Source organism: Pseudomonas sp. SJZ079, assembly GCF_007993865.1.
GTDB lineage: Bacteria > Pseudomonadota > Gammaproteobacteria > Pseudomonadales > Pseudomonadaceae > Aquipseudomonas.
In genome coordinates this window covers 70,745-85,618 of record NZ_VIUH01000006.1, presented here as the reverse complement: position 1 = coordinate 85,618, position 14,874 = coordinate 70,745, and the positions used below count along the sequence as shown (strand labels likewise).

Sequence of the window (14,874 nt, the reverse complement as noted above, 5' to 3'; positions counted from 1 at the left end):
AGCGCAGCGAAACCCAGCAACGTCAGCGTGGCCACGCTGGGTTTCGCCAAAAAACGGCTCTACCCAGCCTACGCCCCATCGCTGCCTTCACCCTCCGCCCCTTGGTGTTGGCATCCCGTGCCGCCCTGGTTAATTGGTCTACCTGGGAACCTGTAGGCTGGCGTAGAGCGCAGCGAAACCCAGCAACGTCAGCGTGGCCACGCTGGGTTTCGCCAAAAAGCGGCTCTACCCAGCCTACGCCCCGTCGCTGCCTTCAGCCTCGGCCCCTCGGGGTTGGCATCCCGTGGCACCGGACCTCGTGCATCCAGGCAGTGGTCTTCCAACGGAGGGGGAGACCGGCGCTATCTCGCTCGGGTTCAAGTTGGCGGACTAAGCAAGCCCATCAGTGAGGCTCAGCCCAGAGTCGCCACGCTACGCAGAATCAGGCGTACCAACATGGTCTGGCGGGTCACCCCGGTCTTCGAGAAGGTCGAGCGCAGGTGCGCGCGCGCGGTGTTGCGGCTGATGCCCAGTTCTTCCGAGGCTTCGTCGAGGGTCAGGCCGTTGGCCAGCAGCATGGCCAGCTGGGTCTCGGCCGGGGTCAGGTCGAACAGCGCGCGGACGATTTCCTGGGGGGCGCTGGACTGTTGTTCCGGGTCGCTGATGAAAATCACCACCGCCGGGCACTGCTTGCCCTCGCTCCAGGCCGACAGCGGCACCGAACGCACGATGATGCCCAGGTCCGCGCGCCCGGATGGCCGCTGCACGCGCAGGGCCTCGACCACCGAGGGGTGGCCGCTCTTCTGCGACAGCAGCGACTGTTTCAGCAGGCGGCGGAATTCCTGGGTGTCACGGGCGGTGCCGACCTGCAGGCCGTCGTTAACCAGTTTGAGGCCGTCCTTTTCCTGCAGCAGCTGGTCGGCGACCTGGTTGGTCTGCAGCACCTTGCCCGCCTCGTCGAGGATGATGGTGCCCACGGCCATCTGGTCGACCGCACCGGCATACAGGTTGCGCTCGGTCTCGATGCGATTGAGCTGCATATGGATCTTGATCGAGCGCTCCAGGTGGCTGATGAATTGCCCGAGCAGGGCCTTGTCGGCCTCGTCGAAGGGCGGGCTGGCGCGGCCACGGCTGATGCGGATGCGGCATTGCGCGCCGTCGCTGGTGTTGATGTCGGCGCCGAGGATATGGAACACGTCCACCGGCTCGAGAAAGTTCTTGTAGAACTCGGAATTCAGCCAGTCGTCGGTGGAGACGAATTCGGCGAGGGTGACGACCTGGCGGTTGGGCAGGTCGACGAAGGGGTCGAGGGTGAAGAAGTGCTGGTTGTAGGAGGCGGTGGCCTCGGCCGAGGTGCCGGTGGTGTTGACCATCAGGCCGGCGTCATGCTGGCTCGGCGGACGCAGGATAAAGGTGACGTACTTGCTGTCCAGGTGCAGGTTGAGCTGGTTGAGAAAGCTGGCCCAGGGAATAGTCTCCAGCGGTCCCTGGTAGAGGTTGCCGAGTATCTCGCTGAACGTCTCGAGCGTGAGGGCGTGTGCCATAAGGGAGGTACCCTGGTTATTTTTATGCTGTGCCGGACCCCGAGCATAAACGGCGCCTTCTGCCTCGCGCAACGCTCAGGCTAGAGGGTAGCGGGATGACGGCAGGGGCTGCCGCCATCCCTTGCTTCAGGCCGGCTCGGGGCTGCGCACGGCGAACACCTTGCGCTCGCCGAGTTCGGCCGGCAACGCGGCGACGTCGTGGTAGAACTGCTGGTACCACTTGCGCAGCTGATAGACCGGGCCGTCGCCGTCGCACAGCAGCGGGTTGTCGACCCGGGTCTTGCTGTGCCAGATCGCCACGTCTTCGTAGAAGGCGGCCTGCGCCTGCTGCACGTAGGCCTTGGCCATGGCGCTGTTCTGTTCGTCGCTGAGCCCGGGGATTTTCTTCACCAGCACGCCGTAGCGCAGGGTGAAGCTGTTGAGGTCGATCGGCACATGGCAGTTGAGCAGGATCGAGTGGATCGGCTGGCCGTCCATTTCGCCGGTCATCTCGGTGATCTGGTAAGCCGGGCCGAAGTAGGTGGCCACCGTGCTCAGCGCGCTGTCGCCGGACAGCCGTTCGCTGCGCGCGCGCATGATCTGGGTCGCCATATGGCCTTCGAAGACGTTGCTGAACTCCTCCACCGGGGCGCCATGCACCGTGCCGAAGTGCGCCATGTCGGCGACGTTATCGATCAGCTCGCGGCAGTTGGTCGCGATCTGCAGCTCGGCGACTTCCCAGTCGGCCCACTCGTCGCTGAAGCTGGCGGCGATCCGCGGGATGCGCTGCTCGGCGATCGGCGGGTTGCCTTCCGGGTCGTTCCAGACGAACAGCAGCTGGTTTTCCTCCATCAGTGGCCAGGACTTGATCTTGGCCCGCGGCGGGATGCGCTTGGCGTAGGGAATATCGTCACACACGCCATCCGCGCCCCAGCGCCAGGCGTGGAAGGGGCAGCGCAGCGAATTGCCCTCGACGCAGCCCTGACTGAGGTCGGCGCCCATGTGCGGGCAGTAGCCGTCGAGCACATGCAGTTCACCGTCCTCACCCTGGAAGGCCACCAGGCGGGTGCCGAACACGTCCAGGCGGTGGGCCTTGCCGTCACGGTATTGGGATGCCAGGCCGAGGCAGTGCCAGCCACGGGCGTAACGGTCTTCCAGTTGGCGCGTTTCGATGCGATGCAGGGGGGTCATCTTGTTGTTCTCCGCAGGCGTTGCTGATTGGGCTGGCGCAGGTTCAGGCAAACCTGGGGCAGCACTGGTGCACGTTGCGAATTCTGCAACGCCCACAGCTGAGGGCATCGTCTGAATGGACGATGGCCGTCCCGGCCCGGGCGGCTCTACTGGTGGTGCTACCACTATCAGCAGGAGTCGAGCATGAGCAGTGAACAGGGCCGCGTGGCGGTGATCACCGGAGCGGCCAACGGCATTGGCCGTGGCCTGGCCGAATACGCCGCGGGGCTGGGCATGCGCCTGCTGCTCAGCGATGTCGATGAAGCGCAACTGCAGGCGCTGTGCGCCGAGTTGCAGGGCCGTGGCGTCGAGGCCATCGCCTGCGTTGCCGACGTCGGCGACCCGGTGCAGGTCGAGCACCTGCGCGACGTCGCCGTGCAGCAGTTCGGTGGCGTCGACCTGCTGTTCAACAATGCCGGGGTGATGCAGACCGGCCACTGCTGGGAAATCAGCCACGCACAGTGGCAGCGCATGCTCAGGGTCAACCTGGACGGGGTGATCAATGGCATCCGCAGTTTCGTGCCGCTGCTGCTGGCCCAGGGTCGCCCGGCCCATGTGATCAACACCGCCTCGCTCGCCGGCCTGCTCAGCAGCCCCTTGATGGCGCCCTACAACGTGACCAAGCAGGCGGTGGTCGCGCTCTCGGAAACCCTGCACTACGAACTCAGCCAGTTGCAGGCGCAAGTCTCGGTGTCGGTGCTCTGTCCGGGGCCGGTGGCCAGCGCAATCATGGCTTCGAACCAGGTCGCGGGTGCCGGCGCGCAGTTCAGTGAACTGCTCGACGCCAGCATTCGCCAGGGCATGAGCCCGCTGGAACTGGCCGAACTGGTGTTCGCCGCGATTGCCGAGAAGCGCTTCTGGATATTCCCGCACAAGTTCTTCAAGCCGGCGTTACAGCGACGGCTACAGAGCATCCTCGAAGAGCGCAACCCGGTCTTCCAATTCGTTGAGGCCGATGAGCCAGGAGCTAGCCATGCCGCTGGATAAACAGATCGCCGCGGTACTCGAACAATTCAGTGGCCTGCCTGAGCCCGACTTCAGCCAACTCAACGCCGCCGACTACCGCCAATTCTCCGACAACCTGATGCCGCCGATCCCCGGCGAGCCGCTGGCCGAGGTCCGCGACCTGCGCGTGGCCGGCGCCGATGGCGAGTTGGATGCGCGGCTGTACCGGCCGCTGGACCAGGCCAACCTGCCGCTGCTGGTGTTCTTCCACGGTGGCGGTTTCGTCATCGGCAACCTGGATACCCATGACAACCTGTGCCGGGCGCTGGCCAAGCAGAGCGGCGCCGTAGTGGTGTCGGTGGCCTATCGCCTGGCGCCCGAGGCCAGGTTCCCGGCGGCGCCCTTGGACTGCTACCGCGCCACCTGCTGGCTGGTCGAACAGGCCCAGGCGCTGGGCGTCGACGCCAGCCGCCTGGCCGTAGCCGGCGACAGCGCCGGGGCCAATCTGGCGCTGGCGGTGAGCCGCCTGGCGCTCGAGCGCGGAGGGCCGCGCATCGCCTATCAGTGCCTGTTCTACCCGGTCACCGACGGTCGTTGTGGCAGCGACTCCTACGCGCAATTCGCCGAGGGCTTCTTCCTCACCCGGGCGATGATGCAGTGGTTCTGGCAGCAGTACCTGGCGCGTGGCGAACAGGTCACCGAGCCGCTGGCCTCGCCGCTGTTGGCCGAGGACCTGGCCGGCCTGCCGCCGACCAGCCTGATCAGCGCCGAGTTCGATCCCTTGCGCGACGAGGGTGAGGCCTTGGCCCAGCGCCTGCAGCAGGCTGGCGTGGCCTGCCGTATGCAGCGCTATGACGGCATGATTCACGGCTTCGTCAGCATGGCGCCGTTCGTCGAGCGCGCCGCCGAAGCCCTGGCTGTCGCTGCCGCCGATCTGCGCGCGGCTTTGAATTGAGAGGTCTGGCATGCAGTTGAACAGTATTCAGGAGCTGCTCGAGGCGCTGCGTCACGGCGAGATGGTGGTGCTGACCGACGACGAGAAGCACAGCGAAGGTGTGCTGATCATGGCCGGCGAACAGGTTGACGCCGAGGCGATCAATTTCATGGCCGTGCAGGCCCGCGGGCTGATCTCCCTGGCGCTCACCGAGGAGCGCTGCCGGACACTCGGTCTCGGTCTGATGGTGCCTCATTCGCGGGCTCCGAACGGCCAGGGTTTCACCGTCTCGATCGAGGCGGCGCAGGGGGTGAGTACCGGCATCTCGGCCGCCGATCGGGCGCGTTCGGTGCAGGTCGCGGTGGACCCGGCCAGCCGCCCCAGTGATCTGGTGCAACCCGGGCATATCTTCCCGATCCAGGCGCAGCCGGGTGGGGTGATGAACCGCGCCGGCCCGGCCGAGGCGGCTTGCGACCTGACCCGCCTGGCCGGTCTGTTGCCGAGCGCCATCCTGGTCGGCATCCTCGACGAGGACGGCGAAATGGCCCAGGGCGAGACGCTGCTGCAGTTCGCCCGGCAGCATGGGCTGAAGATCGGCAGCATCGCCGAACTGATCCACTACCGCATCCTCCACGAGGGCTGCATCCAGCATTCCGGCGAATATCCGCTGCGTACCCGGCACGGCGAGTTTCGGGTGCTGACCTACCAGGATGCGTACCGGGGTCAGTTGCACCTGGCGCTGGTCAAAGGGCGAGTCGACAGCCATCGGCCCACCCTGGTGCGGGTGCAGGCGGTCGAGACCCTGCGCGACGCCCTGGGCTGCGAGCCCGAGAGCGGGCCGGCGCAGTGGAACCTGGACCGAGCCCTGGCCCAGGTGGCTGCCGAGGGCAGCGGCGTGGTGGTGCTGCTGGCCCAGCGGGAAACGCCGGACAGCCTGCTCGAACAACTGTGCCAGCAGAGCGCGGGCAAGCCGCGGCCGCCGCAGTTTGCCCAGCGCACCCTGGGTATAGGCGCGCAGATATTGCGCGACCTCAATGTGCGCAAAATGCGCCTGCTGAGTTCACCGGTGCCCTACAAGGCGGTGGCCGGCTTCGAGCTGGAGGTGGTGGAGTTCGTTCCCTTCCAAACCCTGGCCGACTGAACTTCCAGCGCCGCATCCGCCTGGTTGCGGCGGCGCAACAATAAACAAAGCCCCGGTGCTTACGCTGCCGGGGCTTTGTTTTGGCTATGTCCCAGTGGGTTGTTGCAATGGCTAACGGGCTAAAACACAACCCCTGTAGGAACCGGCTTGCTGGCGATGCATTCGCTGTCAGCCGAATCGTCAGCAAGCTGGCTCCTACGAAGAGCTTCGGCTCGTGCAACAGCTCACTCAGACATAGCCTTGTGTTACTGCCCGAGATACAAGGGGGGCAGGTTTAGGGGGTCAGCCCCTCGAGCATCTGCTTGGTTTGCTGCTGCAGCGCCTCGGGGGCGGTCATGTTGCCGTCGATCACGGTGATCACCGCATTGCCGGCGAACAGTTGGTAGGCATCCGCCTGCTGCTGCTCGGTGGTCGGCGTCGGCGGTGCGACCAGGTTGACCCGCACCACGCCGTCGCCGCCACGTTGGGCCTGGAAGCCGACCATGCCCCAGTTGCCGATCGGTGCATAACTGACGCCTTTCACCTCGCCGGCCTCCAGGGCCGGGTAGTTGATGTTCAGCCCCGTGGTGCCAGGCAGGCCGAGTACGTTCAGCGTGCAGAACGGCTTGGCCTTGCCGCCGCTCTTAGCGCACTGCTGCTTGGCCTTGGCGCCTTCGGCGGTGGCCTGCTGGATCACCCGGACTGTGAAATTGGCCGTGTCGTCCATGGCATTCAGGGTCTTCAGGTAGCCGGCCTGTTGATCGCGCATGATCAGTTCGAGGTCGATCGCAGTGGACACCGCAATCGCCGGTACGCCCTTGAACATTGCGCGTATCGCGGCGTTGACCGTGCCGGACATCTGCGTCAGCGGGCCGACGTTGTCGCCGAAGTTGCTGCCGGAAACCACCAGGTCCGGCGGATTGTCCTTGAGCAGCAGGTCGAGGCCGACGTTGACCGCATCCACCGGGGTGCCGATGGCCATGTTCTTGCCGGTCGGCGCGTTGAAGCCAGCGGGGGCGCCGACGCAGTATTTGCCGGCGGCCAGTTCGCTCACCGCCAGGGCTTGGCCGGGGCTGACCACGCTGGCCGCGCCTATGCCGCTGTTGTCCTTGTCCGGCGCGACCTGGGTGACCTGGTGGCCAGCGGCGATCAGCGCCTGGTACATGGCGCCGATCCCCGGGGCGCGACAGCCGTCGTCGTTGGTCAGGAGGATGTTCAAGGCATGGGCCGGTTGCGCCAAGGACACGGCGGCCAGGGTCAGTGAAGTGGCTAGCAGGTTTCTCATTGTTATTGTCTCCACAGGGTTTAGCCGAAGGGCAAGAAGGCCCGCCAGGCAGTCGAGCGGGTATGACAGGCGCACGGCAGCCTTGGGCCCGGGTTGAAGGACCCTCGCCTGTGTACAACCAGGCGAAGGCCGCTCAATTACGGGTGTGTGAGTGCTTGGATGCTGGGGTGAGGCACGTTGGCCTCAGGGCATGCAGCTAAGTCCATACCTGGCTGGCGCCATAGCGCGCAGCCAAGGTTTAGCGGGTGCCCAGCTTGCGCAGGTTGCTCGGGGTGAAGTCGCCGACCTGGAAGTTGCTGGCATTCAGCAGGGCCGGTTGCTGATCGACCAGCAGGCGGTCGACCATGTAGGAGCCGGCGATCAGGTCGTGATACACCCCCAGGCGGGCGTGATAGCGCTGCATGTCGTAGGCGTAGACCGAGGTCTGCATGTTGGTGCGCCAGAACTGCCCGCGGCTGTCGTAGTTGTCGGCCAGGGTGGCGGCCCAGGAGTCCTCGTCGAGGTAGAGCACGCGCTTGGCATAGATATGCCGGCTGTTGGGCTTGAGCTTGGCCTCCAGCACCCAGACCCGGTGTTTCTCGTAGCGCATGTAGTCGGGGTTGAGATGCCCGTTGGTGGCCAACAGTTGCTCGGTGGTCACGCTGGGATCATCGAGCTTGTAGTTGTGGTAGGGGATATAGACTTCCTTCTTGCCCTTGAGCGTCCACTCGTAGCGGTCCGGCGCACCGTTGAACAGACGATCCTCGTCGTACACGCGGAAGCCGCCGGCGCCGGTGGGCGAGTCATAGCCCACGGTGGGCGCGCGTCTTACCCGACGCTGCCCCGGTGCGTACATCCAGGCCTGGCGCGGATTGCCCACCGGGTTGACGAACTCGTGGCCGACCACCATCTCGCCCTTCTTGCGCACCGGTTCCAGGGTGGTGAGCAGGAAGTGGGTGAACATGCCGTCGATCGACTCCAGGGTGTTCTTCGGGTCGGACCAGACCGAGTAGATCTTGTAGTTGACCTTCTCGAACACCTTGTTGCCATCGCTGTAGTTCACCGCCTGCAGGTAGGTGGCCTCTTCTTCCGCGGCGCGCCCCTGCATGGTGTGGTTGAGCATCAGCTCGCTGCCGTTCTGCGGAATCGGGAAGGGCGAGGCACCGAAGGCGTTCGCCGCGGCATTACCGCCGTCGATCAGTTCGGCGTTGAGGGCGTTGTGCTTGATGTACTCCTCGGTCTTCTGGTCGTAACGGAAGTCGCGGTGACTGGGGTAGACCGGAATCTTGAAGGTTGCCGGGTAGCGTTTGAGCAGGGCCTGCTGGCCGTCGCTGAGATTGTCGGCGTACTGCGCCATGTTCTCGGCGGTGATGACGAACAGCGGCTTCTCGTCGGCGTAGGGGTCCGGATAGACCGCGCCGGGGCCGGCGAATTTCACGTGCGGCGGCGCACCGCGCCATTTGCCGGACCACTCGGGGATGCTGCCGTCGGCGTTGCCGGCTTTTTCCGCGCCCATCGGCGTCAGGTCCTGGCCCAGGCGCGCGGCTTGTTCCGGACTGACCTTGGCCTGGGCGGCCAGGCTGGCGCCGAGCAGGGTAGCGGCGAGGGCCGTGTGCAGCAGAAGGTGGTTTTTCAGGGTCATGCTGGGTTCCTCCGTCAGAGGCTTCAGAAGCGGTATTTGAAGTTGAGGGCAAGGTTGTCGCGATCCGCCAGGGGCGAATTCTTGGCGTTGCCCAGAAAGACGTTGTAGCTAGCCTCCACGGTGAAGTTGCCGAGATAACGCCAGGTGCTGCCGACGCTCATGCGATCGTCGCCCTCACCCGAGTTGATCGAGCCCAGCAGCGAACTGTCGCGTTGTGCGGCGGTGCTGTAGGTGATGGGCACCGACATGTCCCAGCCGCTGAACACGTTGTTGTAGTCGAAGGTCGCCTGCACGGTGTAGCCCCAGGCGTCGCGGTCCTTGAACAGGGTGTCGGAGCGTGGGCTGTCGAGCGGGCCGATGCCGGGGATGAACACCGAGAAGGACTCCGCCTTGTCGTGGCTGAGGACGTTGTTGTAGATCACCTCGCCGACCAGGGTGGTGTTGTCCGCCCAGGCGGTGGGGCCGAGCACGTGGATCATCGACATCTGCGCCTGCAGGGTCTTGGCCCTGACCGCGTGCGGTGGTAACGGGATGTCGATGGGGAAGCCGAAGCCGTTGAAGGTGGTGGCGGTGTCGACCAGCACCGGCTGGCCGTCGCGGTAGCTGACTTCGCCGGCGAGGCTGGTCTCGCCGAGCACGGTGGCGAAGCTGGCGCCGTACTGGTCGATGTCGTCGAAATAGCGCACCCGGTAGCTACCGAAGTCGCTGAGGAAGTCCAGGGTCGGGGTCTTGTCGTGATAGCGCGAATAGTAGAGGCCGAACTCGGTGTTGTTCAGCGACTCGGCGGTGTAGGTCAGGGCCACACCGTACTGACCGCTGTCGGACGGCTTGTCGTCCTTCAGCCTACGCAGGAAGCCGGTGGAGTCGTTGAAGCCGCCCTCGTCGATCAGGTCGGTGGTGGAGAAGTAGCTGCCGACCCCGAACAGTTCGGTCTTCTCCCATTCGTACTGGTAGTAGGCCTGCAGGCCGAGGTTGTCGGTCAGGCTTAACTGGCCGAACAGCTGGCCAACCGGCAGCAGGATCTCCTTGACCTCGACCCCCGGGGTGGTCGTCTTGGTCGCGTCCACCGGGCTCTGCGCCGAGGAGATGCCCTGGTAGAACAGGCTCTCGCCCCAGCTCACCACCTGATCGCCGAGGCGCAGGTTGAGGTTGTGCCCGCCGATGTCCCAGCTGCCATAGAAGTAGGAGTCGAGCAGGCGCAGGTCCTCGCGGTGCTGGTCGATGGTTTCCTGGGAGAAGCGGTCGGGACGCGAACATTGGCCACCGGCGAAGCAGTTGGAAGTACCGCTGGCGTTGTCGTTGCCCTGGTCGTAGACGTTGTCGTAGAAGCCGGCGGCGCGGACGAACAGGCCGTAGTCTTCGCGCCATTTGAAGTCGGCTTCGCTGATGAAACCGACGCGATTGTTGATCAGACTGCCTCTGTCGAAGGCGTTGTCGCCATCATTGCCATCGGCGTTGGCGGTCAGGCGGCGGTCGCGACCCTCGGTACGCCAGGCCAGGCCGTAGCTCAGGGTGGTGTCCCAGTCGACGCTCAGCTCATCGCTGGGCTGAAAGGACAGGGCGCTGGCCTGACTGGCCAGGCCGCCGACCAGCACCGCCAGGCCGAGGCGGATGGCAGTGCGTAGCGGTTGTGGGGCGATTGTTGTTTTTATCATGTCGTCCTCTTACAGAAGTCGGGGCTACCCGACCTGCACTTCAGGTTTAGGGGGGAGCTGGCGTGACTATGGAGTCATAGCCGAAGGCCCAACATCGTCCAAGCGGACTAACCCGATCGGCGCAATTCTCCTCTTATCACTTTAGTCCCATCGGACGATGCCCTTTGTCCCGCCAGCTGCGAACAATCGCTGCCATGACCGCCGGCACGTCCGTGCTGCCGCGGCCCCTTTATGACTGTGCAGGCCCTGGGCGGAGGTGAGCGATGAATGAACCCAAGATCGACTGGGATGACTGCTGCGATGTGCTGGTGGTCGGCTCCGGCGCTGGCGCCATGACCGCCGCGTTGCGCGCCCATGACCTCGGCCTGGATGTGCTGCTGATCGAGAAGAGCGAGCAGTACGGCGGTACCTCGGCGGTGTCCGGCGGCGGCATCTGGATTCCCAATAACCATCGGATCGCCGCGCTTGGCGGCAGCGATTCGGTGGCGGAGGGGATTCGCTATATCCAGGCGGTGACCCAGGGGGAAATCGCCGATGGGCGCATCGAGGCCTATGTCGAGCACGGCCGCGAGATGGTCGAGTACCTCGAGCGGCACAGCCGGGTGCGCTTCGAGGCCCAGCCCGGCTACGCCGACTATTACCCGGAGGTGGAAGGCGGCAAGCCCGGCTACCGCTCCATGGACCCGCTGCCCTTCGACGCCACCGAACTGGGCGAGGAATTTCTGCGCATGCGCCCGCCGTCGCCCGGCACGCTGATGCTTGGGCGCATGGCCATGACCATGAAGGAGGCGCAGGTGCTGCTGTGCCGCGGCTCGGGCTGGCTCGGCCTGACCGCCAAGGTACTGTGGCGCTACTGGCGCGACTGGCGCGGCCGCCGGCTGTCGCGCCGCGACCGTTTCCTGACTCTGGGCAACGCGCTGATCGGCGCCCTGCGTGCCTCGCTGCTGGACCGTGGCGTGCCGCTGTGGCTGAACTGTGCGCTGGAAGAGTTGATCATCGACGACGGGCGGGTCTGCGGTGTCCTGGCCCTGCGCGAGGGGCGGCCGCTGCGGATCAAGGCGCGCCATGGGGTGATACTCGGCGCCGGTGGTTTCGAGCGTAACCAGGCGATGCGCGCGCAGTACCTGCCGCAACCCTCGCAGGCCAGCTGGAGCGCCACGCCGCCTTACAACACCGGCGATGCGATTCGCGCCGGTCAGGGCATAGGCGCGGCCACCGCGTTGATGGGGCACAGCTGGTGGGCGCCGACCACCCATGTCAACGGCGAGGAGAAGCAGCGCGCGATGTTCGTCGAGCGCAACTTGCCCGGCTGCGTGCTGGTCGATTCCGCCGGCCAACGCTTCGTCAACGAGGCGGCGCCCTACACCGACATCGTCTACGCCATGTATGCGCACAACCGCGAGGGGGCGACCAGCGTGCCCTGCTGGATGGTCTTCGACGCCGAGTTCAGGCGCAAATACCCCTGCGGTGCGCTGCTGCCCGGTTACGCCCAGCCCGACTGGCAGGTGCCCAAGGCGCTGCGTGGCTACTTCCACAAGGCCGCTAGCCTGCAAGGTTTGGCTGCGCAGATCGGCGTCGACCCGCAAGGGCTGGCGCGTACCGTGCAACGCTTCAACGGCATGGCCGAGCAGGGCCGCGACCTGGATTTCCACAAGGGCGAGTCGTTGTTCGATCGCTACTACGGCGACCCCCATGTGCAGCCCAACCCCTGCTTGGCACCGCTGAACAAGGGCCCGTACTACGCAGTGCGCATCGACGCCGGCGACATCGGCACCAAGGGCGGCCTGCTCACCGACGTGCATGCCCGGGTGCTGCATGTCGACGGCCAAGCCATCGCCGGCCTGTATGCGGTGGGCAACTGCGCCGCCTCGATGATGGGCCGTACCTACCCGGGCGCCGGCTCGACCATCGGCCCGGCCATGTGCTTCGCCTACCTGGCGGCCAACCATATCAAGAGTCAGGTCGAGCAACGCCTGCACAGCCCGTCCTTGTCCGCCGAATCCGCCGAATCCGCCGATCAGGCCTAACCCCAGGAGCTGCCTATGCCCATTGAAATGCCCCAAGTCGCCGTGGTCACCGGCGCCAGCCGTGGCGTCGGCCGCGGTATCGCCCTGGCCCTGGGCGCCGCCGGCATGACCGTCTACGTCACCGGCCGCAGTCCGGCGCAGGCCGGCTCACGGCTGTATGGCCAGGTCCTGGAAAGTACGCTGGAGGACACCGCCAGGGCGATCAGCGCGGCGGGCGGCCACGGTATCGCGGTGACCTGTGACCATGCCGAGGATGCCCAGGTGCAGGCGCTGTTCGCGCGGGTCGCGGACGAACACGGGCGCCTGGACCTGCTGGTGAACAACGCCGCCGCCATCCATGAGCAACTGATCGAGCCGGGGCCCTTCTGGGACAAACCCCTGGAACTGGTGGACATCCTCGAGGTCGGCCTGCGCTCGGCCTATGTCGCCAGCTATCATGCCGCACCGCTGCTGCTCAAGGCCGGCCGTGGGCTGATCGCCTTCACCTCCTCGTTCGGCGCCGGCTGCTATATGCACGGCCCGGCCTACGGCGCGCAGAAGGCCGGGGTCGACAAGCTGGCGGCGGACATGGCCATCGACTTCGAGGGCAGCGCGGTGGCGGCCTTGTCGCTGTGGCTGGGGCCGCAGTTGACCGAGCGCACGCGCCTGGCCGGCGCGCAGCACGGCGAGCAATACCAGGCGTTTCTGGCCCAGGCCGAGACCCCCGAGTTCAACGGCCGGGTGATCCACGCGCTGCTGGGTGACCCGGAGTTGCCGAGCTATAGCGGGCAGACCCTGGTGACCGCCGAGATCGCCCCGCGCTACGGCATCAGCGAGGCGGCAGGCCGCCAGCCGCCGTCCTACCGCGAGATGCTCGGCGCGCCGCGCCAGCAGCATCCGGCGCGGGTGATCTGAGGCAGAAAAAACCAACGGGCCACAAGGCCCGTTGGTTTTTGCCGGGCATCGCCACGTGGCTTCAGCCCGCCGACGGCACCTTGAGCAGGTACTGGCTGGTGGGCACCACATCGATCTTGTCGAAGTCGAGGAAGCGTTGGCAGCTGTCCATCATCGCCGCCAGGTTGCGCTGGAACTTGTCCTCGTCGCCGGGCGCGTCGAAGAAGGCCCGAGGATCGGTCATGGCCGCGGGCGGGAAGCACTCCTCGACGATGGCATCGATTCGCGGTGCGCCGTGGGTCAGGGGCAACACCACCAGGTTCTGCACGTAGAGGAAGTTGTCCTGGGTCTCGATGGCCACCTGGGTGTGCTGGTTGCGCCAGATGTCCAGCCAGGCCTCGGCGCTAAGCCGTGGCGGACGGGTGAGCAGGGCCACCTGGGCGAAGCCGTGGGTGCGCTCGCCCACTTGCGCCGGGTAGCGGGTGTTGCGGATCGCCACGGACTCGCTGACCAGGTAGCAGGCAAAGCGGGTAACCGCAGCGCCGAGCACTTTATCGAAGGGATAGCGCAACGGCCCGTTGGCACTGTCGACCCAGAGCGCCAGGGTGGCGTCGATCGGCGGCTGGCTATTGGCTTGGCGCAACCCAGCGGCCGGCTCGACGTGCTGGTCCACGACGTTTACCTGCAGGCCGCGGGCGCCCAGGGCGAGCAGCTGTTCGGCGACGTCGTTACGCAGCCGCTGGGCGAAGGCGTCGGCGCTGGTCTGGGGATCGCGCCAGAGGGTGTAGATGATCTTTTCCATGTGGGCAGTACTCTCGGTGGTGGAGGGGTGGAAGGGCCGCTCGGCTAGGCGAGCGGCCCGTATTCGCTAAGGTGGTGGATTGCGCTAGGGCCAGCCACGCGCGGTGTGTGGTTCAACCCCAGTAGGCCTGGCCGCCGTCCAGCGGGAGGGTCGCGCCGGTCAGATAACCGGCGTCGGCCCCCACCAGAAACACCACGGCCCTGCCGATGTCGCGCTCGCAGTCGCCGACCCGCTGCAGCGGGATGCTCTTGATGAACTCGGCGGCTTCATCCGGGCGCGCGTCGATCCAGCCGGCCATTCCCGGCGACAGGGCGTGCGGGGCTATGGCGTTGACGCGGATGCCCGCGGCGCCCCATTCGCAGGCGGCTGCCCGGGTCAGGGCGCGGATGGCTTCCTTGACCGCGGCATAGGCGCCGTAGCCCGAGGCGTCCCAGCGCACGGCGGCAGAGGAGGCCAGGCTCACCACCACGCCGTCGCCTTTCAGGTAGGGGTAGCAGGCGCGCATCATGCGCAGGGTGGCGAGCGGACCCGAATCCACGCCCTGCATGAAGGCCTCGTCGCTCACCTCCAGGATCGGGCCCAGCGGCACCACCTGGGCGTTGTTGATCAGGATATTCAGGGCGCCGAAGCGCGCCACCACCTGCGCCACGCAATGCTCGATGTGGTCTTTGCGCATCACGTCGCAGACTATCGCCTCGGCGCTGCCGCCGCGGCGGCGGATCTCGGCGCAGGTCTGTTCCAGGGTGCCGAGCGTACGTCCGGCCACGGCCACCTTCACGCCGGCTGCGGCCAGTGCATAGGCGATGCCCTGGCCCACGCCTTGGCCGCCCCCGGTGACCAATGCCACCTTCCCTTGCAGATCTGTCACGTTCACTACCTC

General features: G+C 66.1%; 12 protein-coding genes. 5 read left to right on the top strand and 7 right to left on the bottom strand.

Annotated elements, in window-relative coordinates; translation table 11 throughout:
• Window positions 1-392 precede the first annotated feature (392 nt).
• The gene (locus tag FBY03_RS08070) at window positions 393-1,523 is read right to left on the bottom strand and encodes a helix-turn-helix transcriptional regulator (RefSeq protein WP_147171680.1); all 1,131 of its coding nucleotides are present in this window, start codon (window positions 1,521-1,523) and stop codon (window positions 393-395) included.
• A 126-nt stretch (window positions 1,524-1,649) separates the two neighbouring features.
• The gene (locus FBY03_RS08065; protein WP_147171679.1) at window positions 1,650-2,693 is read right to left on the bottom strand and encodes a Rieske 2Fe-2S domain-containing protein; all 1,044 of its coding nucleotides are present in this window, start codon (window positions 2,691-2,693) and stop codon (window positions 1,650-1,652) included.
• 183 nt (window positions 2,694-2,876) lie between these two features.
• On the opposite strand from FBY03_RS08065, the gene FBY03_RS08060 reads away from it, so the two are divergent.
• Genes FBY03_RS08060 through FBY03_RS08050 form a run of 3 tightly spaced genes read left to right on the top strand, consistent with a single transcriptional unit; the run spans window position 2,877 to window position 5,752 of the window.
• Window positions 2,877-3,719 (top strand): SDR family NAD(P)-dependent oxidoreductase, encoded by an 843-nt coding sequence (locus FBY03_RS08060; protein WP_147171678.1) that lies wholly within the window; start codon window positions 2,877-2,879, stop codon window positions 3,717-3,719.
• Window positions 3,706-4,632, top strand: coding sequence for an alpha/beta hydrolase (locus FBY03_RS08055; RefSeq protein ID WP_147171677.1), 927 nt, complete (start codon window positions 3,706-3,708; stop codon window positions 4,630-4,632). The genes FBY03_RS08060 and FBY03_RS08055 overlap by 14 nt, the downstream gene beginning before the upstream one ends.
• A gap of 10 nt (window positions 4,633-4,642) precedes the next feature.
• Entirely contained in the window at window positions 4,643-5,752 is a 1,110-nt protein-coding gene (locus FBY03_RS08050; RefSeq protein ID WP_147171676.1) for a 3,4-dihydroxy-2-butanone-4-phosphate synthase, read from the top strand.
• Window positions 5,753-6,026: 274 nt separating this feature from the next.
• On the opposite strand, the gene surE is transcribed toward FBY03_RS08050, so the two are convergent.
• The 3 genes from surE to FBY03_RS08035 form a co-directional block, all read right to left on the bottom strand.
• Window positions 6,027-7,016 carry a 5'/3'-nucleotidase SurE gene (gene surE, locus FBY03_RS08045; RefSeq protein WP_147171675.1) on the bottom strand — a complete coding sequence of 330 codons (990 nt, stop codon included), beginning with the start codon at window positions 7,014-7,016 and terminating at the stop codon, window positions 6,027-6,029.
• A 238-nt stretch (window positions 7,017-7,254) separates the two neighbouring features.
• The gene (locus FBY03_RS08040; RefSeq protein WP_147171674.1) at window positions 7,255-8,637 is read right to left on the bottom strand and encodes a DUF1329 domain-containing protein; all 1,383 of its coding nucleotides are present in this window, start codon (window positions 8,635-8,637) and stop codon (window positions 7,255-7,257) included.
• Between the two features lie 23 nt (window positions 8,638-8,660).
• A complete protein-coding gene (locus tag FBY03_RS08035; RefSeq protein ID WP_147171673.1) occupies window positions 8,661-10,292 on the bottom strand; it encodes a DUF1302 domain-containing protein in 1,632 nt (543 codons plus the stop codon).
• Between the two features lie 263 nt (window positions 10,293-10,555).
• Here FBY03_RS08035 and FBY03_RS08030 point away from each other — a divergent pair, with 263 nt between their 5' ends.
• Together FBY03_RS08030 and FBY03_RS08025 are read left to right on the top strand one after the other, a co-directional pair.
• The gene (locus FBY03_RS08030; protein WP_147171672.1) at window positions 10,556-12,319 is read left to right on the top strand and encodes an FAD-binding protein; all 1,764 of its coding nucleotides are present in this window, start codon (window positions 10,556-10,558) and stop codon (window positions 12,317-12,319) included.
• Between the two features lie 15 nt (window positions 12,320-12,334).
• The gene (locus tag FBY03_RS08025) at window positions 12,335-13,213 is read left to right on the top strand and encodes an SDR family NAD(P)-dependent oxidoreductase (RefSeq protein ID WP_147171671.1); all 879 of its coding nucleotides are present in this window, start codon (window positions 12,335-12,337) and stop codon (window positions 13,211-13,213) included.
• 61 nt (window positions 13,214-13,274) lie between these two features.
• On the opposite strand, the gene FBY03_RS08020 is transcribed toward FBY03_RS08025, so the two are convergent.
• Complete coding sequence (locus FBY03_RS08020) at window positions 13,275-13,994, bottom strand: EthD domain-containing protein (RefSeq protein WP_147171670.1); 720 nt, start codon at window positions 13,992-13,994, stop codon at window positions 13,275-13,277.
• A gap of 112 nt (window positions 13,995-14,106) precedes the next feature.
• Entirely contained in the window at window positions 14,107-14,862 is a 756-nt protein-coding gene (locus FBY03_RS08015; protein WP_147171669.1) for an SDR family NAD(P)-dependent oxidoreductase, read from the bottom strand.
• Between the last annotated feature and the right edge of the window lie 12 nt (window positions 14,863-14,874).